18 protein-coding genes are annotated in these 20699 nt (G+C 69.8%); 4 read left to right on the top strand and 14 right to left on the bottom strand.

Annotation, left to right across the window (positions count from 1 at the left end; translation table 11 throughout):
• Window positions 1-61: 61 nt before the first annotated feature.
• Complete coding sequence (locus AORI_RS54410; protein ID WP_016333046.1) at window positions 62-1630, bottom strand: purple acid phosphatase family protein; 1569 nt, start codon at window positions 1628-1630, stop codon at window positions 62-64.
• 285 nt (window positions 1631-1915) lie between these two features.
• Here AORI_RS54410 and AORI_RS54405 point away from each other — a divergent pair, with 285 nt between their 5' ends.
• Window positions 1916-3169, top strand: a complete 1254-nt coding sequence (locus tag AORI_RS54405) for an HNH endonuclease signature motif containing protein (protein ID WP_043848722.1) — start codon at window positions 1916-1918, stop codon at window positions 3167-3169.
• 361 nt (window positions 3170-3530) lie between these two features.
• On the opposite strand, the gene AORI_RS54400 is transcribed toward AORI_RS54405, so the two are convergent.
• The 10 genes from AORI_RS54400 to AORI_RS84560 form a co-directional block, all read right to left on the bottom strand.
• On the bottom strand, window positions 3531-4940 hold the full coding sequence (locus AORI_RS54400) for a replication-associated recombination protein A (RefSeq protein WP_043848721.1): 1410 nt from the start codon (window positions 4938-4940) through the stop codon (window positions 3531-3533).
• Between the two features lie 43 nt (window positions 4941-4983).
• Window positions 4984-5832 carry an SGNH/GDSL hydrolase family protein gene (locus AORI_RS54395; protein WP_043848018.1) on the bottom strand — a complete coding sequence of 283 codons (849 nt, stop codon included), beginning with the start codon at window positions 5830-5832 and terminating at the stop codon, window positions 4984-4986.
• Between the two features lie 75 nt (window positions 5833-5907).
• Window positions 5908-7095: a phosphotransferase gene (locus AORI_RS54390; protein ID WP_043848017.1), complete on the bottom strand. Its 1188-nt coding sequence runs from the start codon at window positions 7093-7095 to the stop codon at window positions 5908-5910.
• Window positions 7096-7174: 79 nt separating this feature from the next.
• Window positions 7175-8116, bottom strand: a complete 942-nt coding sequence (locus AORI_RS54385; protein ID WP_016333041.1) for a DUF389 domain-containing protein — start codon at window positions 8114-8116, stop codon at window positions 7175-7177.
• Window positions 8116-9888: an aspartate--tRNA ligase gene (gene aspS, locus AORI_RS54380; protein ID WP_016333040.1), complete on the bottom strand. Its 1773-nt coding sequence runs from the start codon at window positions 9886-9888 to the stop codon at window positions 8116-8118. The genes AORI_RS54385 and aspS overlap by 1 nt, the downstream gene beginning before the upstream one ends.
• 101 nt (window positions 9889-9989) lie before the next feature.
• The gene (gene merB, locus AORI_RS54375) at window positions 9990-10565 is read right to left on the bottom strand and encodes an organomercurial lyase (protein ID WP_016333039.1); all 576 of its coding nucleotides are present in this window, start codon (window positions 10563-10565) and stop codon (window positions 9990-9992) included.
• Between the two features lie 125 nt (window positions 10566-10690).
• Window positions 10691-12598: an intein-containing Rv2578c family radical SAM protein gene (locus tag AORI_RS54370; RefSeq protein ID WP_016333038.1), complete on the bottom strand. Its 1908-nt coding sequence runs from the start codon at window positions 12596-12598 to the stop codon at window positions 10691-10693.
• A gap of 67 nt (window positions 12599-12665) precedes the next feature.
• On the bottom strand, window positions 12666-13613 hold the full coding sequence (locus tag AORI_RS54365; protein ID WP_016333037.1) for a sucrase ferredoxin: 948 nt from the start codon (window positions 13611-13613) through the stop codon (window positions 12666-12668).
• A gap of 85 nt (window positions 13614-13698) precedes the next feature.
• On the bottom strand, window positions 13699-14880 hold the full coding sequence (locus tag AORI_RS54360; RefSeq protein WP_016333036.1) for a cupin domain-containing protein: 1182 nt from the start codon (window positions 14878-14880) through the stop codon (window positions 13699-13701).
• A complete protein-coding gene (locus AORI_RS84560; protein ID WP_005157133.1) occupies window positions 14881-15012 on the bottom strand; it encodes a hypothetical protein in 132 nt (43 codons plus the stop codon).
• 171 nt (window positions 15013-15183) lie between these two features.
• Between AORI_RS84560 and crcB (AORI_RS54355) the strand changes: the two genes are divergently transcribed.
• Window positions 15184-15594: a fluoride efflux transporter CrcB gene (gene crcB / locus AORI_RS54355; protein ID WP_016333035.1), complete on the top strand. Its 411-nt coding sequence runs from the start codon at window positions 15184-15186 to the stop codon at window positions 15592-15594.
• Window positions 15591-15965 (top strand): fluoride efflux transporter CrcB, encoded by a 375-nt coding sequence (gene crcB, locus AORI_RS54350; protein ID WP_016333034.1) that lies wholly within the window; start codon window positions 15591-15593, stop codon window positions 15963-15965. The genes crcB (AORI_RS54355) and crcB (AORI_RS54350) overlap by 4 nt, the downstream gene beginning before the upstream one ends.
• Window position 15966: 1 nt before the next feature.
• Here crcB (AORI_RS54350) and AORI_RS54345 read toward each other — a convergent pair whose 3' ends face one another.
• Window positions 15967-16392, bottom strand: coding sequence for a MarR family winged helix-turn-helix transcriptional regulator (locus AORI_RS54345; protein ID WP_016333033.1), 426 nt, complete (start codon window positions 16390-16392; stop codon window positions 15967-15969).
• An 86-nt stretch (window positions 16393-16478) separates the two neighbouring features.
• Here AORI_RS54345 and AORI_RS54340 point away from each other — a divergent pair, with 86 nt between their 5' ends.
• Window positions 16479-17555 (top strand): NAD(P)/FAD-dependent oxidoreductase, encoded by a 1077-nt coding sequence (locus tag AORI_RS54340; protein WP_016333032.1) that lies wholly within the window; start codon window positions 16479-16481, stop codon window positions 17553-17555.
• A 69-nt stretch (window positions 17556-17624) separates the two neighbouring features.
• Here the strand turns inward: AORI_RS54340 and AORI_RS54335 are convergent, their stop codons facing one another.
• Both AORI_RS54335 and AORI_RS54330 read right to left on the bottom strand, forming a co-directional pair.
• Entirely contained in the window at window positions 17625-18575 is a 951-nt protein-coding gene (locus tag AORI_RS54335) for an LLM class F420-dependent oxidoreductase (RefSeq protein WP_016333031.1), read from the bottom strand.
• Window positions 18572-20686, bottom strand: a complete 2115-nt coding sequence (locus tag AORI_RS54330) for a prolyl oligopeptidase family serine peptidase (RefSeq protein ID WP_043848719.1) — start codon at window positions 20684-20686, stop codon at window positions 18572-18574. Before AORI_RS54330 ends, AORI_RS54335 begins: the two co-directional genes overlap by 4 nt.
• Window positions 20687-20699: the final 13 nt, after the last annotated feature.

Raw genomic sequence — 20699 nt, 5'->3', positions numbered from 1 at the left:
ACTGTATGTCTCCGGTCCACGATATGACACCGAGTCCCACCATGCGGAACCGTGTAGGGCGTTATACGTCGCCCGGGTCGGCGCCCAGGACAGCGGGCCGCGACCGATGGAGACCGGCGGTGCGGCGCAGGGTGAACCGGTCGATCTCGGCGCCGTCGTTGCGGAGGGTCCGCACGGTCAGCGTCGTCCGGCGGCCGGCCCAGGCGGGCTCGACGTCGATCGCGAGGAACGAGTAACCGGTGTAGCGCACGCGGGACCAGGACACGGTCTCGGTCACCTTCTCGCCACCCTTGACCCAGTGATACGACTGGAACTCGCCCGCGAACGTGTCGGGCACGGGGAAGCTGTAGAGACTCTTCCCGCCACCACCGCAAGTCGCGTACACGGTGCCGTCGCGATCCGGCTCGACGGTGTCGCCGATCTTGACCTCGCGGGTCACCTTGCCGCCGCGCAGGGCGTCGGTGCGCTCGTAGATGTGGTTGTGCCCGTTGATCACGAGGTCGACCCGGTACTCGTCGAACAACGGGACCCACTGCTCGCGGACGCCGCCCTCCGACGCGTGCTGATTGGTCGTCGAATAGGCGCAATGATGGAAGAAGACCACGATGAAATCGACGTCCGGCTGCGACCGCAGGTACCGCAGGCGGCGCTTGAGCCAGGCCGTCTGGGAGCCGCGCGAGTAGCCGAGGTTGGCGGGGATCTCGTAGGAGACGTCGTTGGCGTCGAGCGAGATCACGCCGACGTTGCCGTAGATGAAGGAGTAGACGCTGGGGCAGTCGTGCGGGCCCGTGCCGGGGAAATCCCAGCGTTTGACCTGGCCGCCGTAGCCGTCGGGCGAGTAGAGGGCCTCCATGTCGTGGTTGCCGGTGGTGACCATCCACGGCACCGACGCCGCGACACCCTCGATCTGGCGGTAGTAGGCGTCCCAGACCTTGGGGTCGAAGAGATCGTGGTCCGCGTCGGGCTTGGACCCGGGCGGTTTGCCCGCGCCACTCGGGTCGGCGTACGCGATGTCGCCCGCCAGCAGGTGGAAACGCGGGTTCTGACGCGCGACGGCGCCATCCTGCGCGAGCGCCGTCGTCGAGACCCCTTGGTCGCCGAACGCGGTGAAGGTGAACTTGCCCGCCGGGATCCCCCGCGCGGGCGCGGTGGTGAACGTCGAGATCGCGGCGGACCCGCCGTCCCCCGAAGCCGGGTCGAAGCCCTCGTGCCCGACGGCGTACCGGTAAGTGTGACCGGGCCAGAGATGGTCGGCCTCGGCGTGCAGGTAATACTGGTCGTACGGCGCGATGACCCCGGCAACCTCGGAATGCAGCGCGCGGACCTCCGCCGGGATCCGATGACTCCAGCCGCCGTGGCCGTCGGCGATCCGCAGGAACGGCTTTCGCACCGGCGCCGGCACCTGCCACGCGACCCGCATCGACGTCCGCGGATTCCGGCCGAACGCGAGATGCCGCCCCGCCGGGACGACCTTGTCACCGTTGGCGTACGCGGTGCCCTGCAACAGAAGCGGACCGGCCGCGAGGACGGCGCCCTTCAGAATCGTGCGGCGGCTGAGGAATTCGTGTTGTTCGGCCATCGTGAGGCGCGAGGCCAGCGCCTCGGGAACACCGACCCTGGGGATTTCCATGCGCGGCATCGTCGCCGACGGACATGTTCGGCTCGCGACGGCGAGACCAACGGGAGTGGTCGAACTGTCCAGGGTGGGATCAAGGGGTTCTCAAGCGAACTTTACCTTTGTCCCGCATTTAGTCGGCTGACTGCGGCGCGCGCTTCGCATTTAGTCGACTAAATTCGAGTCGCTTAGAGTGATTCGACGCTGGCACCTGTTTCACCCTTCGGTGTTGTTCATACAGGTTGGCTGGTTGCTTAAAATTACGAACACATGTTCGACAGTTTTCGGTATTATGGAGGGGTGTCCGAGACCTTCCTCCCCGAACTGCCGCAGGAGCTGTGGCGCGCCGGCAAGCTGGAGCTTGCCCATGGCGTGCAGCAGTTCTTGCAGGTGATTCGCATGGCCACTGCCGGATTGGGGCAGTTTCTGGCGGAGATCGAGAATCGTGGCGTCAAAGACTTATACGGGCATGGCAGTACAGCGAGCTGGTTCGCGGAGATGGCGGGGTTGTCGCGCGGTGAGGCGGGCGCGGTGGTGAAGCGGGCTCTCGCCCTGAACCCCACCCGGGCCTTGGATGGCACCGAAGTTCCGCCTGTCGCTCCCTGCACCGCCGCGGTTGCCGCTCAGGGATTGGTCGGGGATGAACGGATCGATCAGATCCTGGAGATCTTGAAACGGCTCCCTGCCGACACCTCTGCCGAAGATCGGGCGGAGGCGGAGAAGATTCTGGCCGAGCTGGCTCCGAACGCCGGTCCCCGTCAGCTCTCCGAGGCTGAGGCGAAACTGCTGGGCTGGCTGAACCCGGACGGCAACGAGCCCAAGGATCCCGAGCCCAAGGAACCGCGCCGCGAGATCACCCTGGAACGCCGGAAAGACGGCTTCTGGAAACTCACCGGCCTCCTCGACGATGAGACCGGGGCCCGGACCGCCGCCGCCCTGGAAGCGCATGCCCAGCCACGACCCGTCGACGAGTTCGGCCAAGCGGATCTGCGGATGAAGTGCGAGCGCATGGGAGATGCCTGGGCAGAGCTTCTGGACCTGGCGATCGCGTGCCCGGATCAGCCGGGAACCAGTGGCTACCGGACTCTCGTCCACGTGACCGTCGGGCTGGAAGAGTTGAAGTCGGGGCTCGGGACAGCCTGCCTGGACTTCGTCGGCACGATGACCGCCCGCGAAGCCCGGCTAGCGGCCTGCGACTGTCTGATGTTGCCGGTCGTGCTGGGCACCTCGGGTGAGCCGTTGGATATGGGACGGCTCAGACGGTTCGTCACCCCAGGCCAAAGACGCGCACTGAACATCCGCGACGGCGGCTGCGCCTTCCCCGGCTGCCATCGGAAACCCAAGAACTGCCACGCCCACCACATCCATCATTGGGCAGACGGCGGACCGACGGATCTCCGAAATCTGGTGTTGCTCTGCGGTTTCCATCACCGCCTGATCCACCACGGCGACTGGGAAGTACGCATGGCCGCCGACGGCCTACCGGAATTCATCCCACCCCAATACCGAGATCCGCTCCGACAACCCCGACGCAACACCCTGCATCACGTCTGAACCCCCGAGGAGCCCGCCAGCCACCCAGGCGACGGGCCCCTCGGCATGCCCAGCGCCGGCCACGACTGGCGACCGTGCGGATTTCGGGACGTCTGACGCCCGAAAGTCATCCTCATCCGTCCCTAACGGACGACCACCGTGACCGGACCGATCACGCACGACCGTGTGGATTTCAGGTCATCCAACGCCCCGAAATCCACACAGTCCGTCGTCACCGGACCGATCACGACCCGTCCACCGTCTCAGCGGCACAATCCCCGTCTCCAGGTACGCCCGCCACTGCGCAAGAGATCGCTCCGCAGGACACGCCCTGGTCTACGGCATCCCCCACCGATCACGGCGACAGTGCGCCGATCGCGGGCTACCGCTCCCCCCGAATGGTCCTCCGCAGCTTCGGCACCCGCTCGTGCAATGTCCGCTCCGCCCCACGCTGCGTCGGCTCGTAGTAATCCCGCCCCACCAGCTCGTCCGGCGGATACTGTTGCGCCAGAACACCTTCCGGCACGTTGTGCGGATACCGGTAGCCCTTCGCGTTGCCGAGTTTCTCCGCCCCCGCGTAATGCCCGTCGCGCAGATGCGGTGGCACCGTCCCGATCCGCCCGGACCGGACGTCGCTCAGCGCGGCGTCGATCCCGGTGATGACGGCGTTCGATTTCGGCGCCGTCGCCAGGTGCACGGTCGCCTGCGCCAGCGCGAGACGGCCTTCCGGCATGCCGATGAACTGCACGGCGTGCGCCGCCGCGACGGCCGATTGCAGTGCCGTCGGGTCGGCCATGCCGATGTCCTCGCTCGCGTGCACGACCAGGCGCCGGGCCAGGAACCGCGGGTCCTCCCCCGCCTCGATCATCCGCGCCAGATAGTGCAACGCGGCGTCCACGTCCGATCCCCGGATCGATTTGATGAACGCGCTGATGACGTCGTAGTGCTGGTCGCCGTCGCGGTCGTAGCGCACCGCCGCTTTGTCCACTGTGGACTCGACGATGGCGAGATCGATCGTCTTGGCCTCGGTCGCGCTCGCCGCGTCGGCGGCCGCTTCCAGCGCGGTGAGCGCTCGCCGCGCGTCGCCGGAGGCCAGCCGCACCAGATGCGCTTGCGCGTCCTCGGTCAGGGTGAGTTCGCCACCGAGACCGCGCTCATCCGCCAGCGCGCGCTCGATCAGCGCGACGATGTCGGCGTCGGTCAGCGGTCGCAGTTGCAGCACCAGTGACCGCGAGAGCAGCGGCGAGACCACCGAGAACGACGGGTTCTCCGTGGTGGCGGCCACCAGCAGCACCGTCCGGTCCTCCACCGCGCCGAGCAGGGCGTCCTGCTGGGTCTTGGAGAACCGGTGGACTTCGTCGATGAACAGCACCGTGTTCTCGGCGTTGTAGTTCCGGCGGCGGCGGGCCTCCTCGATGACCCCGCGCACCTCCTTCACCCCGGCCGACAGCGCCGACATCGCCACGAACCGGCGGCCGGTCGCGGCCGAGACGAGGTTCGCCAGCGTGGTCTTGCCGGTGCCCGGCGGGCCGTAGAGCAGCACGGAAGCGGGGGCCGCGCCTTCGACGAGCCGCCGCAGCGGCGCGCCCTCACGCAGCAGGTGCTGCTGGCCGACGACCTCGTCGAGCGTCCGCGGCCGCATCCGCACCGCCAGCGGCGAGCCCGCGGGTAAGGCGGTGTTCTTCCCACCCCCCTCTCCGAGGGACCCACCCCCCTTGTTCTCCCTCGGCTCGGCCGGCTCCGGCGGCGGACCGAGGTCGGGGTTCACGGTGAAGAGTTCGTCCTGTGCCACGGTGTCGACGGTAGCCGTACCCACCGACGGTTCCGGCCACAGGTCAGCGCAGCCGCTCCCGGAACGAATGCCACATGATCACGGCCGCGTACGGCACGAACTCGCGGCCCCGCCGCCACACCCACGGGATGCCCTTGAGCACCAGCCAGCCGACGTGCCCGGCGGTACTCGGCTCCACGCCTCCCGAGCAGGTCAGGCTCACCGGCCGCGGCACCGCGAACCCGGCCTCGGCGAGCCGTTCGGTGAACCCGGTCGCCAGCATCCGGTGCCCGAGTTCCGACGGGTGCAGCCGGTCGACGCTCCACGCGGTGAGGTCGTAGGCGCCGGGCAGCAGTTCGAGGTCGAGGCACGGCACGCCCTCGCGTTCGACGACCCCGTCGATGGCGGCGTTCAGCTCGGCCACCCGCTGGCTCAGCGCGCGCCGCAGCGACTGCGGGAGGCGGAACACCTTGCCGTGGTCGTGGTAGCGCACCGGGACCACGACGGTGCCGACGGCGGCCAGCGAACGGATCACCTCGGTGAGGTCCGCGGCGATCTTCTCGGCGCTGAAATCGGGGCGCAGCGTGTCGTTCATGCCCGCCACCACCAGCGCGACGTCCGGCCGGTGCGCCACGGCCGCCGGAAGCTGCTTCGTCAGCACGCAGCCCATGCGCGCTCCGGTGAACGACGGGTTCAGATAGCCGTCCGGCTCGACGCCGAGCGCGTCGGCGACGAGCGGGCCGACCCCGCGCCAGCCGCCCCGGCCCGGAAGGGGGTCGCCGAGGCCCACGGCCGTGGAATCGCCGAGCACGACCAGTCTGCGGGCGGACCGCGGGACGGCCGGTGCGGGAGGAAGGAGGGGTTCGGGACTCGGAGTGACTTCGACACTGATCACGGTCACGGTAGCCACCATCGGCCACGCAGGCTCACCGGCGGTGATGCCTGGGTAACGCGGCGAGGACGGCCGAGCGAAAAGTCCGTGCGGCGGTTACCGGAACGCCGGATAGAAGGCGAGATCGGCGTGCGGCCCGAGCCGGGCACCGAGCGCCGCGGCGACCCTGGTGGCGTGCTCGGAGATATGCGTCAGGCGGGCACGCAGCGAGTGTTTGGCCAGCTCCCGCCACCAGGTGACCAGCGCGGCCTCCCGGCTGATCGGCGTCGCGTGCCGGTCCAGGTCCAGTTCCGGGAGGATCTCCCAGGTCAGCACCCACAGCAGGAGCAGCTGACCGTCCATCAGGTGCTCGGCCAGCGCGTCCTCGTCCGCGAGCCCCGGCCAGACCGAGACGACCTCGGACCGCCAGGCCGCGATCATCGCCTCGCTCATCCCCGGCGGCAGGGCCAGCGCGTCCGCGCTCGACGCGAACGGGAGCCGCAGGTACGCCACGTCCATCAGGGTGCTGCGCACCCGGCCGCGTTCGAAATCGAGGAACCGCACTCCGCCGCTGGTCACGAGGTTGTTGTCCGGGCTGAGATCGACGGGGCTGAACGCGCGGTACGACGGCGCGCCCGCCCGCTCGGCGACCTCCATGACCCGCCGTTGCACCGGCTCCGGCGTCTCGACGTCGAGCAGTTCCTCCAGCACGCCCGGCAGCTGCGCGCAGACCGCGGGCAGCGGCGCGTCCTCGTTCTTGACCGGGCCGCCGAGGCGGCGCAGCAGCGCGTTGAAATCCGGCTCGCGGCTCGCGGTGGTCGCGTGCAGCCTGCCCAGCGACCGGGCCCAGGACAGCAACGCGCGTTCGGCGCCGCGGGCGTCACGGGCGTGGAGTTTGTCGTGCAGTGTCGGGACGCCGCCGAGGTCCTCGATCACCAGGACCCGGTCCCGGCCGTCGTGCGCCAGCAGCTCCGGGCACATCCGGTCCTCCGGCGCGAGCGCGGTGAACAGCTGGTAGCTGACCGCCTCCTGCGCGAACGGATCGGGCCGTCCCGGTTCGGGTGGATCGGGGTAGTGCTTGATCACCAGGGTGCGCGGCAGCGCGAACGGCGACGACGCCACCCGCGCCCGCACGACCGTGGCCGGGCCGCTGCCGGCGAGGTCCTCGGGGGCGACAAGGGTGATCGCGCTGCCGAATCGGCGCGTGAGGACCGACTCGCCGGCGGCGACCGCGGCCGCCACGGCGAGGGTTTCGGCTCCAGCTCCGACGGTCGAATCGTCGGCAGAGGAGGTATCGACTGTCATTGCCACCGACCCTACTCGTGACTGAGCAACCATGACCACTGAGATCCGGGCAATCGCGCGCACTGGCGCGATCGAGGACTCATCCGCGTGAAAGCGGACGTTCCGTCACCCTCGATCGTTGCCCACGACGGCGCAATGTCAGCACAATGGCCGCAGCTGCAACGATTCCGATGAGATTGACCAGCAGCTGCCCGGCCGAATAAAGGCACCGTTCCCACTGACCGGCAACCGCCGCGACCACCGCGTAACCGGCCGCGGGCACCGTCGTCACCGAGATGAACACGCCCACGAGCGCGGCGGATTTGGCCGACGTCATGGAAAGCATGCCCGCGGCGCCGGCGAGGAGCGCGACGATCAGCGACGCGATTCCCACCTGGTAAACGAAATCCACTTCATGGTTTTCCGCCAGCTTGCTGACCTCGAGCACCCCGGTGGCGTTGCCCACCAGCACCACGCCGAGCGTGATCACCATGGCGATCGGGAAACCACCCAGCAACGCGACGGCGCCCTGCTTCACGAGATCTCCCCGGCGTAGCACCACCCCGACCGCGATGGCCGCCAGCGGCCCGAATTCCGGCCCCACGACCATGGCGCCGACGATGGTGACGGCCGAGTTCGTGATGACGCCGACCGCCGCCAGCAGGCACGCGATGGTCAGGAATGCCTGAAATGTCCAGGTGAGCCGGGACTCCTCGCCGGAGCGGCCGACGAGTTCCTGCCACACCACCGCGTCCGCGCCTTCACCCGGCGCGGCCTCCTCGGCCTTGTCGGCGGCGTCGGACACCGCGGTGTCCAGTGCTTCCAGCGTGATGCCGCCGGTGTGGTCGAGGTCGAGCCCGCACAGCGACTCGATGATCTCGTCGGCCGCCTCACGGGCGATGTCCGCCTCGATCAGGTCGCCCTCGGGCGCGACCGCCACCCCGTGATGCACGACGAGGTGCGCGGTCCCGGTGTGTGCCCGCAGGATCCGGATCGCTTCGCCGGTCCGGTCCGGCGGGCACACGGCCCTGAGGTGGAGCATCAGTTCTTGACGGGAGACGCGGGCTTGGCGTCGATGCCCGCCTCCTTGCGCTGCTCCGCCGTGATCGGGGCGGGAGCGGCGGTCAGCGGGTCGAACCCGCCACCGGTCTTCGGGAACGCGATCACGTCACGCAGCGACTCGGCCTTGGCCAGCAGCATGACGATCCGGTCCCAGCCGAACGCGATCCCGCCGTGCGGCGGCGGGCCGAAGGCGAAGGCGTCGAGCAGGAAGCCGAACTTCTCCTGCGCCTCCTCCTCGGACAGGCCCATCAGCTCGAAGACCTGCTTCTGCAGCTCCTGCTGGTGGATACGGATCGAGCCGCCGCCGATCTCGTTGCCGTTGCAGACGATGTCGTAGGCGTAGGCCAGCGCGTTGCCGGGGTCGTCGGCGAGTTTGCCGATCCACTCCGGGGTCGGCGAGGTGAAGGCGTGGTGCAGGGCCTTCCACTTGCCGCCGCCGACGGCGACGTCGTCGGACTCCTCGGCCGAGATGAACATCGGGAAGTCGACGACCCAGACGAACGACCAGGCGTTCTCGTCGATCAGGCCGAGACGGCTGCCGATTTCGAGCCGGGTGGCGCCCAGCAGCGCCCGCGCGTCGGCGGGCTTGCCGGCGGCGAAGAAGACGCAGTCGCCGGGCTTGGCGCCGACGGCTTCGGCGACCGTCTCGCGCTCCTTCTCCGACAGGTTCTTCGCGACCGGCCCGCCGAGCGTGCCGTCCTCGTTGACCAGGATGTACGCGAGCCCGCGGTGGCCGCGCTGCTTGGCGAAGTCCTGCCAGGCGTCGAGGGTGCGACGCGGCTGGTCGGCCCCGCCCGCCATCACGACGGCGCCGACGTACGGCGCCTGGAACACGCGGAACGGGGTGTCGGCGAAGAACGCCGTCATGTCGGTGAGTTCGAGGTCGAAGCGCAGGTCCGGCTTGTCCGAGCCGTACTTCTCCATCGCCTCGGCGTAGGTGATGCGGCGGAAGGGCTTCGGGATCTCGGCGCCGATCAGCTTCCACAGCGCCGTCACGATGTCCTCGCCGAGTGCGATGACGTCGTCCTGCTCGACGAAGCTCATCTCGATGTCGAGCTGGGTGAACTCCGGCTGCCGGTCGGCGCGGAAGTCCTCGTCCCGGTAGCAGCGCGCGATCTGGTAGTACCGCTCGAGACCGCCGACCATGAGCAGCTGCTTGAACAGCTGCGGCGACTGCGGGAGCGCGTACCAGGAGCCGGGCTTGAGCCTGGCCGGGACCACGAAGTCGCGGGCGCCTTCGGGGGTGGAGCGGGTCATGGTCGGGGTCTCGACCTCGACGAACTCCTGGGCGTGCAGCACCTCGCGGGCGGCGCGGTTGACCTCGCTGCGCAAGCGCATCGCGGCCGCGGGGCCGCTGCGGCGCAGGTCGAGGTAGCGGTGCTTGAGGCGCACCTCTTCGCCGACGTCGACGCGGTCGTCGATCGGGAACGGCAGCACGGCGGCCTCGGAGAGCACCTCGAGCTCGGTGGCCAGCACCTCGATCTCGCCGGTGGGGATCTCGGCGTTGGCGTTGCCCTCCGGCCGCTTCGAGACCTCGCCGACGATGCGGACGCAGTACTCGGAGCGCAGCTGGTGGGCGCGCTCGGCCATCTCGCCCTCGCGGAAGACGACCTGGCTCACGCCGCTGGCGTCACGCAGATCGATGAAGATGACGCCGCCGTGATCGCGCCGCCGGGCCACCCATCCGGTGAGGGTGACCGTCTGACCGGCGTGCTCGGCACGCAAGGTGCCGGCTTTGTGGGTGCGAAGCACTGCGGGTGCTCTCCTTCGGCATCACGATTCTGCGATTCGACGGCTTCTCGCCGACGTCAAAGGCTAACGAATCACCCGTGATGCCTCGCGACCAGGTGTTCTCAGATCGTCGGCCAGGCCTCCAGCGCGGCGACCATCCGCCGCGTATGCGCCAGATAGTCCGGCACGGACAGGACCCGGCCGTCGATGTTCTCCAGCAGCCAGCCCGCGGCCGCCTCCTTCGACGCGAAGAACCCCGTACAGACCAGCGCCTCGACGTAGTCCTGGCCGAGGGCGAGGTCGATCCCGGACAGCCGTGACGCGGCGACCACGGCGTGCGGCGGGTCGACGCTCAAGACCCTCTCGCGGGTGAAGTGGACTCGGACGCGTGCCCCGGTCGCCGGGCAGACCGCGTCCGCGTGCACGGGTTCGCCGGTGGCGACGGCCAGGAGGAACAGGTCGACCCGGTACCGGTCGGAGCCCGGCCGGTCGGCCGGGCGCGAGCCGCGGTCCATCACGACCAGGCCGTCGCGGATGACGAAGCCCATCAGGTCCATCAGACGGTGCGCTTCGGCCGGATCCATGCCGACGGTGGCGGCGAGTCTTCCGATGGCGATGGGGTGTCTGCCCGCTCTGGTCAGCTTGGTCGCGGCCCAGGCGATGCGGACAGCGGCGGTGCGATCCGTACGGGTGGTCAACAGGGCACCTCCTCGCCTTCGTCCCCTTGAGATTAGGCACGAAAAGGTTTTCCGCCAAGCCACTGCGCCGAACGGCCGAACCCGTTGTGCGGTAAGACTTTCGGACGCTCCAGGCGAAAGTGCGCCTACAGCAGTTTGAGCTGCTCGGCCGGCGGTACCACCGCCTCCCCGGAACGCTGCACGGGCATCGTCACCTGCATTCGTTCCCCGTCGTCCGCACGGGAACCGAAGCCGTGACGGCGCAACAACGGGCCGACCCTGGCGCCGAGCCGCTCCCGATAGGACTTCGGGAGATACGCGCCACGCGAGTACAGCTCGCGGTATTTCGGCACCAGCTCCGGATGCTCCCGGCCGAGCCAGCGCGCGAACCATTCCCGCGCACCCGGCCGCAGATGCAGCGGCAGGACGGTGACCCGGGTGGCACCGGCTTCGGCGAGCCGCGAGAAGAGGGCGTCGAGCGCGGCCACCGAATCGGTCAGGTACGGGAGCACGGGGGCGACCAGCACCGAACACGGCAGCCCGGCGTCGCGCGCCTTGCGGATCAGGTCGAGCCTCGCCCGCGGGCTCGGCGTCCCCGGCTCCAGCCGGTGTTGCAACTCCTCGTCCAGCAGCGCGAGCGAGATCGCCAGCCCGGCGGGCACGTCCTTCGACACCGATCCCAGCAACGGGAGATCCCGCGCCAGCACCGTTCCCTTGGTCAGGATCGACAGCGGCGTGCCCGAATCGGCCAGCGCGGTGATGATGCGCGGCATCAGCTTGTACCGGCCTTCGGCGCGTTGGTAGGGATCGGTGTTCGTGCCCATCGCGACGTGCTCGCGTGTCCAGCCCGGCCGCCGCAGCTGCGCGGCCAGCACCTCGGGCGCGTTGACCTTCACGATCACCTGCGTGTCGAAATCGCGTCCGGCGTCGAAATCGAGGTACGTGTGGGTGCTCCTGGCGAAACAGTTGTGCGTGACCATGCCGTCGGCGATGAAGTCGCCCGTGCCGGTGGTGATGTCGAACAACGGCAGCTCGATGCCCAGCGGCTCGATGGACGTCACCTTCCGTCTCGTCCGGCCGATGGGGAGGCCGTCGAGCGACCGTTTCCAGCCGACGGCGGGGTCGGCGAGGTGGAAGAACCGCACCTCCTCCGCGGGCCCGCCGAGGATCTGCACCGTCCACAACGGACGGAACTTGGCGTTCTCGCTTCTGACATAACGGAAGCCGAAGTTGTCCAGCGCGGAACAGAAGGTGGAGACGATGTCCTGCTCGTCATGGGTGACGCGCAGCGTGCCGTGCCGGTAGCTTCCCGCGAGGTCGAACAACCCGGCCAGGAATCCGCGCAGCCAATGGGAATCCGGCGACGGCGGCACCTGCACGAAGCCGACCGAAGCACCGAAATCCGGCAGGTAGCGCAGCGCGCGGTCCGCGGCGTCCTTCTCGGCCGAGAACCCGCCGGAGCGCAACATCCCGCACAGATACCCGGCGCGGTAGCCGAGGGTGTCGTCCGGAGTGCGCGCGAGCCTCCCGACGCCGACGAGTTCGGTGCCGCCGACCAGATGCGGCCGTTGTGCCGCGCCGAACCGGGTTCCGGTGACGTGTTTCCAGCCGCGGCCGGTCAGGAACCGGTGATCGCCGCTGGCCACGATGGACGTTCCGTCGTCGAGGGACAGGCGGTACGCCGGTTTCAGTGTCGACCAGTGCGCGAGGACCTTCGTCGGCACCAGGCGGCGCCCCGCGCCACGCCCGCGCGTCCCGTAGATCGCGTCGCCGGGCGCCAGCTCCGCCAAGGGCTTCGTCCGGCCGTCGGCCATCAGGACCGGCGTCCCGCCTTCGAGGCAGTACGTACACGCGTGAGAACAACCGCGGTACGGGTTCACCGTCCATCCGAACGGGACACCCGAGCCCTCGGACACCTTGTTCAGCACGGATTTGGCGTGCACCTCGTGAAAGGTGACGCCGTCGAACTCGGGCGTGCGCACCGAACGCAGCAGCCCGTCCAATCCGGGCAGTACCGGCTCGCCGCCGTCCGCCCGCTGTCGATCCCATCGCACCCGGCCAGTCGAACACACGTTCTAGACAGGTGTCAAACGTATGTTCGAACGAGGGTGATCTTCACAGCTAGAGCTTCGTGATCTCGTCGGCCACGTACCCGGCGGGCTGGATCAGCCCCGCGCACCGGCTTTCCCCGCGCGGCGCGGCCGAACGCCGCCGCACCGTCACCGAGTAGAAGTCCTCGCCGCCGCGCACGGTGACGACCCGCGCGTCGGATTCGAGCAGCGGCTCCTCCTGCACGGCGAGCACGTCGTCCAGACCGGGGAGGTCCAGCCGCCGCCGGAGCGCGATCTCCGCGAACTGCGCCCACGCCGTCCGGGCGGACGTCCGGCCGCGGAGCTGCTCCGGCTCGACCTGGCCACGCAGCGCGGCCTTGGCGACCAGCGCCGCCTCGGCCGGGTTCAGCTGGCCGTGCAGGAAGCCGTCCGGGACCACCAGCAGGTTGCCCGCCCAGCGATCGCCGCCGACGTGACTGACCTCCCAGGCCCGGCCGGGGTGGTTGGTGTTCAGCGTCGAGGCCAGCGGGCGGCCGAGGACCGCGCAGCACATGTCCTTGGTGCCGTGGGTGCAGACCAGGAACAGCGGCCCGTCGACCCGGGGACCGAGCCCACCGGTGCCCTCGGCGACGGCTTCGAGGTCCAGCTCGGCCAGTTCACCCAGGTCGTGGATTTCGAGGCGTTCCAGCCAGCGGTTGCCCGGTTCACCCCCGCCGACGTACACGGAACGGGGACGGTCCGGATCTCGCTGGTGCTTGCCGGGACGACGGATGAGCAGCGGACGGAGCCCGTGCGACCGTCTCAGGTTTTCGAGCAGCTCACGGCGCTCGGCGGGAAAGGCCTCGTCGAGGACGTTTTCCAGCGCGTCCGCGGGCCAGGGGCCCGGCTGCTCGATGAGCAGCCAGCACCGCATGTCCGCCGCGGTGCCGGCGGGGCTCGCCCCGAGCATGCGCGCGACGGTGGCGCAACCCGGCAACGCGGCGGGCGGCGCTTGCGTGTCCGAGAGCTGAGCGGTCATCGGCTGACCCCTCCGGACCTCACCTTAGGCATGCCTTAGCTTACCCCGTCCGGGCTCCCTTCACACTTCTCGCCTCCTGTGACTTTCAGCCGATCGAGAGCAATCCCTGCGTGGTGAGCTCGCCGAGGAACGCCCGCACCGTCCCCCGATCGAGTTCGGACAGCTCGGCGAGTCGCTTGACCGCCTGCGGCGTGCCGTCGAGCAGCGCCTTCAGCAGCGGTGCCGCGGCTCCCGCGAAGACGAACCGTTTCCCGTCCGCCAGCAGGGTCACCCGGCCGTCGCCTTCTTCGAGCACCGCCCTCGGGACCAGGAAGCGGACCTCGGTCTCGTCCCCGTCCGGCAGCAGGCCGGGGGTCGCCGCCCAGGGCAGGCCGACGCGCGGATGCGCCGGGGCCGCCGAGTCGCGTTCGGCGAGGAACCTGTCGACGAGGTCGGTGGTCAGCGTGGCTTCCAGCTCCGCTCGCAGTGCCGCCGCGCGGGCCGCGCGCTCCTCCGCCGTCCCGAACCTCGGCAGGTCCTGCCGGAAGGCGGTGCTCGTCCGCAGCTTGTCGGCGAGCCACGAGACGAGGTCGATCCCCGTCGCCGGGCTGAAGCCGAGCGTGAGATGCAGCGACATCTCCCCCACCGCGGTGACGTCGTGCCAGTGCCCGCGCGGGACGTAGAGGACGTCGCCGTCTTCGAGGACGAAGTCGTCGATCGGCTCACCGGGCCGCTCGGGCTGCTCGACGTCGCGATGCAGCGGGGCGGGCCTGGTCGGGCCGTGCATCCGCCAGCGTTTGCGGCCGGCGACCTGGATGATGAACGCGTCGTGGTCGTCCCAGTGCACGTCGAAGCCGTGGGTCACGCCCCAGCCGGCGTACAGGTTGACCTGGACGCTCTCGCGGAGGTCGTGTTCGAGACTCCTGGCGAGATCGCCGATCGGGTCGCTGAGTTCCTGGATGACGTCGAGCACCATCGTCGCGCCGCCGCGCAGGTGCTCGGTGAACGGAGCGGCCTGGAGGCGGGGGACGGTGCCACTGCGGCGGGTGGGGACGAGATCGGTGTAGCTCTCCATGGGCACCGGGGTGCCGTCGAGCGCGAGGCGCAGCCGCGGGAACTCCAGGCGGTGCTGCCGGAGGATCGCGTTCAGCGCCGGCCACGGCAGCAGGTCGGCGAACCGGCCCGCGCGGCCTTCGAAACGGCGGTAGGTCTCGCCCTGGACGTCTTGGAAGAACTGGCTGACCCCGAGCGGAGCCACGAGGTCAGCCAGCGTCGGCGTTCCGGGCACTCAGCCGTCGTTGCCGTCGTTGTCGGCGGCCGCGCCGTTGGCCTTCCCGCGGTCGACCGCGGTCGGGATCTTTTCGACCTCCAGCAGCAAACCGCTGTCGGGAGCCTGCGTACCTGACTGTTCCTGTGCCATCCTGCCACCTTTTTCTAGACGAGCGGACGGACCGAAAATCGGCCTGGAGCGCCGCCAAGCCTACGACACGTTCCCGGAAAATTCACTGTCCAGCAGGGAAAAACGGCCTTGTGAGCGATCTTCGACACCGTGGCGCCGGTTCACCCGGACAGCGGTTCTAAGCTGCCATTCATGGCTGAACCGGCATCCGTCCCCCGCCCGCGCTGGGACGCGTTCGCGGCCATCGGGGCGGGTGGCGCGCTGGGCAGTCTCGCCCGCTACGGCCTCTCCGTCGCGGTCCCCCACTCCTCCGGCCGGTTCCCGCTTTCCACCTTGGCCACCAACGTTTCCGGGTGCCTGCTGATCGGTGTCCTGATGGCGTTGCTGACCGCGGCGAAGAAACCGCACAGACTGCTGCGGCCGTTCCTCGGGGTCGGGATCCTGGGCGGCTACACCACGTTTTCGACCTATGCGACGGACACACTCGATCTTGTGACGGCGGGACGTCCGTTCACCGGGTTGGCGTACGCGTTCGCCACGGTGGCCGCCGCACTGGTAGCCGTCTACGCCGGACACGAGATCACCCGCGCGGTGAGGAAATGACCGTTCTGTTCGTCTCGCTCGGCGGCGGCCTCGGCGCGATCCTGCGCTTCCTGACCGACCGGCGCGTCCAGGCCTGGCGGAAATCCGCGTTCCCGTGGGGCACGCTCACGGTGAACGTCGTCGGCTCGGCGGTCCTCGGCGTGCTGACCGGCTGGGCCCTGCACGGCGGTCAGCCGGACGCGGTCCGCGCGCTGCTGGCCGTCGGTTTCTGCGGCGGGCTCACGACGTTCTCGACGTTCGGGTACGAAACCCTGCTGCTGTTCACCGGGAAGACGCGAGCACGCGCCGTGCTGTACGTCGGCGTCACGATGGCCGCTGGGATCGGCGCCGCGGCGATCGGGCTGCTGATCGCGTCCGCGATCTGGCGCTGACTCAGTCTTCGGGCGCCATCCGCCACGCGGCCGCCGCGATCGCCTCGCGCTGCTCGGCCGGGAGGTCGGCCGCCATCTCCTCCAGCTTCTCGACGACGCCTTCGTGGGCGGCGTTCGCGAGCCGGAGCCCTTCTTCGGTCAGCGTGATCTTCAGCGCGCGGCGATCGCAGGAATCCGCGACCCGCTCGACGAGCGCGCGCCGCTGCACACGGTCCACCAGGCCGGTGACGCTGGACTTCTCGAGGTTCAGCATCTTGCCGAGGTCGGTCATCCCGACGCCCGTCTCCCCCTGGGCCAGCACGCAGAGCAGCTGCGCCTGCTGCGGCGTGAGGTCGTGGGACCGGCCGACGTCGATGAAAGCCCGCTGCACGAGATGCGAAAGCCGCACCAGCGCCGTCGCGAATCCGAGGTCTTCGGCCGTGGTCATGACCGAAGTCTACTTGACGATCGTTCGGAGTACGAACTACTGTAGTTCGCAGTACCAACATTACGCACTACGAACTAGGGGATCTCATGACCACGACCGTGGCCGTCATCGGCGGGGGATACGGCGGCACCACCGTCGCCAAGGAGCTGGACTCGTTCGCCGACGTCGTGCTCGTCGAGCCGCGCGAGGACTTCGTCCACCACGTCGCCGCCTTGCGGGGGCTCGTCGATCCCGAGTGGACGGATCGGCTCTTCTACCCGTACGCCGGGCTCCTCGAACGCGGACGGGTGCTGCGCAACCGCGCGGTGAGCGTGGACCAGGGGGGCGTCACGCTCGCGTCGGGCGAGCGGCTCGCGCCGGACTACGTCGTGCTGGCGACCGGTTCGGCGTACCCGTTCCCGGCGAAGATCGATTTCCACGACAGCGCTTCGGCGAAGGCGAAGATCCGCGCCACCCGGGAGGAACTCGCGGGCGCGGAGAAGGTGCTGCTGCTCGGCGCGGGCCCGGTGGGGCTCGAACTGGCAGGCGAGATCAAGGCGGTCTGGCCGGAGAAGACCGTGACGATCGTCGACCCGGCGCGGGAGATCCTGGCCGGTTTCCCGGACGAGTTCCGCGCGGAGATCCGCCGCCAGCTCGACGACCTGGGCGTCGAACTCCTGCTCGGCACTTCGCTGGCCGAGGCTCCGGTCTCCGAGCCGGGACAGGCCAAGACGTTCACCTCGGGCCTCACCGGCGGCGGTGAAGTGACCGCCGACCTGTGGTTCCAGTGCTACGGCGGCGCGCCGCACACCGCTTACCTCGACGGCGAACTGGCCGCCGCGCGGCAGGCGAACGGGCGGGTCGAGGTGACGCCCGAACTGCGTCTTCCCGGGCAGCCCCGAGTGTTCGCGCTCGGCGACATCACGGCGCTGCCGGAGGGGAAGCTCGCGAAGGTGGCCGGTGACCACGCGGAGGTCGTCGTGGCCAACATCCGGGCGCTGGTCGAGGGCGGCGAACTGCGCACGCACACGCCGGGCGGGCCGATGATCTCGTTGCCGCTCGGGCCTTCCGGGGGCGCGACCTACGCCGAGGAGGTCGGCGTCCTGGACGCGGCGACGACCTCGGAGATCAAGGGGTCGCACATGATGGCGTCGCGGTACGACGAGCTGTTCAACGTCGCCTGAGTGCCTCGGATGTCATGAAAGGGTCGTTCAGGACAAAAGATGTCCTGAACGACCCTTTCATGACACGCGTCAGCGCGGAGCGAGACCCCGCACGTGCGCGAAGGGGTCCTCCCCCGTCGGCAACAACGCGATGATCGGCGTCGTCAGCCCGTTGTCCACATAGGACTGCACCTGCTCGCGGCAGGATTCGAGGCTGCCGTGCACGATCAGGTCGTCGACGACCTCGTCCGGGATGACCTGGTTCGCCTTCTGCCGATCGCCCGCCGCCCACGCCTCGTGCATCGGCGCGAGCGCCTCACCGCGGCCGAGCCATTCGTGGAACGCGGCGTACACCGGCACGGTCAGGTAGCTCGAAATGAGCATCCGGCCGAGCCCCCGCGCGGCGTTCTTGTCCTCGGTGGGGCACACGAAGATCCGCGCCGCCAGTTCGACGTCCGGCCCGATCTCCGCCCGCACCTTCGGCACGTCGGAGGCGGCGAGCCAGTTGGTGATGGCGCCGTCGGCTTCCTTCGCGGCCAGCCGCAGCATGCCCGGCCGCAGCGCGGCGAGCATGATCGACGGCGGCGGATCGGTGGGCCGCTCCAGCCGGAACTTGCTGACGGAGAACGATTCGTACTCCTCGGTGACCTTCTCCCCCGCCAGCGCGGAACGCAGGAAGCGCAGGGTGTCCCGCGAGCGCGCGAACGGCGCTTCGAACTCGGCGGCGTTCCAGTTCCGCACGATCACCGGCGACGACGCGCCGATGCCGAGCACGAACCGGCCGGGCGCCAGTTCCGCGACGGTCGCCGCGCTCATCGCCAGCAGCCCGGGCCCGCGCGTGTACACCGGCACGATCGCGGTGCCCAGCCGCAATTGCGGCGCCCACTGCGAAGCCAGCACCAGCGGGGTGAAGGCGTCGTGGCCCGCGGTCTCGGCCGACCACGCGTCGGTGTAGCCGAGATCCGGCAGCTCCCGCACCATCTCCTCGTGCGCCGCGAGCGGCACCCCGGTCAGCGGAATGGTGATGCCCCACCGTTTCATGCGTTCTCCTCGCTCTTGACCGCGGCACCGGACAGCTCACGCACGATCCAGTCCACCTGCGTGCGCATCAGGTTCTCCGCGACCTCTTCGGCCTGCGGCGTCATATGCGTCGCGCCGGCCAGCGGCAGGAACACGTGCGCGCGTCCCTTGGCCAGCAAGGCCGACGACAGGCGCAACGAGTGGGCGACGAAAACGTTGTCGTCGGCCAGTCCGTGCACGATCAGCAGCGCCCGCGAGAGGTCACCGGCGCCGGCGATCAGCGAGTTGTGCTCGTACGAAGCCGTTTCTTCCTGCGGCAGCCCGAGGTAGCGCTCGGTGTAGTGCGTGTCGTACAGCGACCAGTCGGTCACCGGGGCGCCCGCGACACCGGCGTGGAAGACGTCGGGACGCCGCAGCACGGCCAGCGCGGACAGGTAACCGCCGTAGGACCAGCCGCGGATCGCGACCCGTTCCAGATCCAGTTCCGGATGGAGCGCGGCCGCCGCATGCAGGGCGTCGACCTGGTCGGCGAGGGTGACGTCGGCGAGCTTGCCCGCGATCTCCTTCTCCCAGGCCGAACCCCGGCCGGGTGTCCCGCGCCCGTCGGCGACCAGCACCGCGAAACCCTGGTCCGCCAGCCATTGCGGGGTCAGGAAAGCGTTGCGGGTCTGCAGGACACGCTGGGCGTGCGGGCCGCCGTACGGGTCGAGCAGCACCGGGAGCTTGCCCTCGCTCTCCTCGTACCCGGTCGGCAGCACCAGCGCGGCACGCAGGCCCCGCTCCCCCAGCGTCAGCCAGGTCAGGTTCGGCACGACGTCGGGGTCGACGGTGTAGGAACCGATGCGCGCCACCGTCTTCTCACCGGACACGACGGTCACCACCGGGCCGCTGCGCTCCAGGCTCCACGACGAGAGCACGGTCAGCGAAGCGTTGCCGGAGCCGACGTGCACACCGTCCTCAGTGGACAGACGACGCAGCTCGCCGCCCTCCGTGCGGAAGACATGGATCTGCGTCGGGTCGGCCTCCGAGGCGCTGAACAGCACCTCGTCGCCGACGTGCAGGACCGAGCGCACCTGCAGCCCCGGCGGGGTGACGGCCACACCGTCCACGACCAGCCGGTGGTCGCCGTCGGCGGCACTCTCTCGCACAAGACGGCCGTCGGAGGTCCACGCCGGGACACCCGCGGCGAGCTCGACCCAGTGCTCGTCGGTCTCGGTGTGCAGCACCTCGACGGAACCGGTCGCCGGGTCGACCGCCTGGATCTGGAGTTCCCGCTGGTCACGCGACTGGACCGACAGCAGCGGCTTGCCCGCGGCGGACCAGTGCACCGCGGCCAGGTACTCCCAATCGGTCTTCTCGACGTCGACGCGGGAGCCGTCGAGGCCGAGGATCGCCAGCGTCACGTCCGCGTTCGTGGTGCCCGCGGCCGGATACGCGACGACGTTGGCGGCCGACTGCGGGTTGGCCGGGTCGGCGATCGTCCAGCGGGGCACGGCGGCCCGGTCCGAGCGCTCGACGAGCAGGCTTTTCCCGTCCGGCGACCACCAGTACCCGCGGGTGCGGCCCATCTCCTCGGCCGCGATGAACTCCGCGAGCCCCCAGGCGATGTCGTCACCCGCCTCCTCGACGAGCACGCGGTCCTCCCCGGTCGCCCGGTCGATCACCCGCAGGCGACGGTCGCGGACGTAGGCGACGTGGGTGCCGTCCGGGCTCGGCCGCGGGTCGACGACCGAACCGTCGACCAGCACCGCGACCTCACCGGTGGCCAGGTCGAGGGTGTGGAGCTTGCCCGAGAGCGAGAACGCGGCGACGGTGAAGGCGTCGTCGACCGCGTAGCCGACCACGCCACCGCCGGTCTCCCGGCTGCGCTCGCGGCGAGCGCGCTCCTCCGGCGGCAGGTCCTCTTCACCGGGCAGCAGCTCGGCCGCGTCGACCAGCTTCGTCTCCTCGCCCGACGCGACGTCGAACGACCACAGGCTGTGCCGCGGGTCCGTCCCGGACTCGGACCGCAGGAACAGGATGCGGGAGCCGTCCGGGGAGACCTTGAACTCTTTGGGCGCGCCGAGGGTGAAGCGCTGGGTGCGGGCCTGACGGCGGAGGAACGGGAGATCTTCGAGGCTGTTGTCGGTCACGTCCCGCACTCTC

It is taken from the genome of Amycolatopsis keratiniphila (assembly GCF_000400635.2).
Classification (GTDB): domain Bacteria; phylum Actinomycetota; class Actinomycetes; order Mycobacteriales; family Pseudonocardiaceae; genus Amycolatopsis; species Amycolatopsis keratiniphila.
Note: the sequence above shows the minus strand (reverse complement) of the source record. Positions and strands in the feature narration are given on the sequence as shown.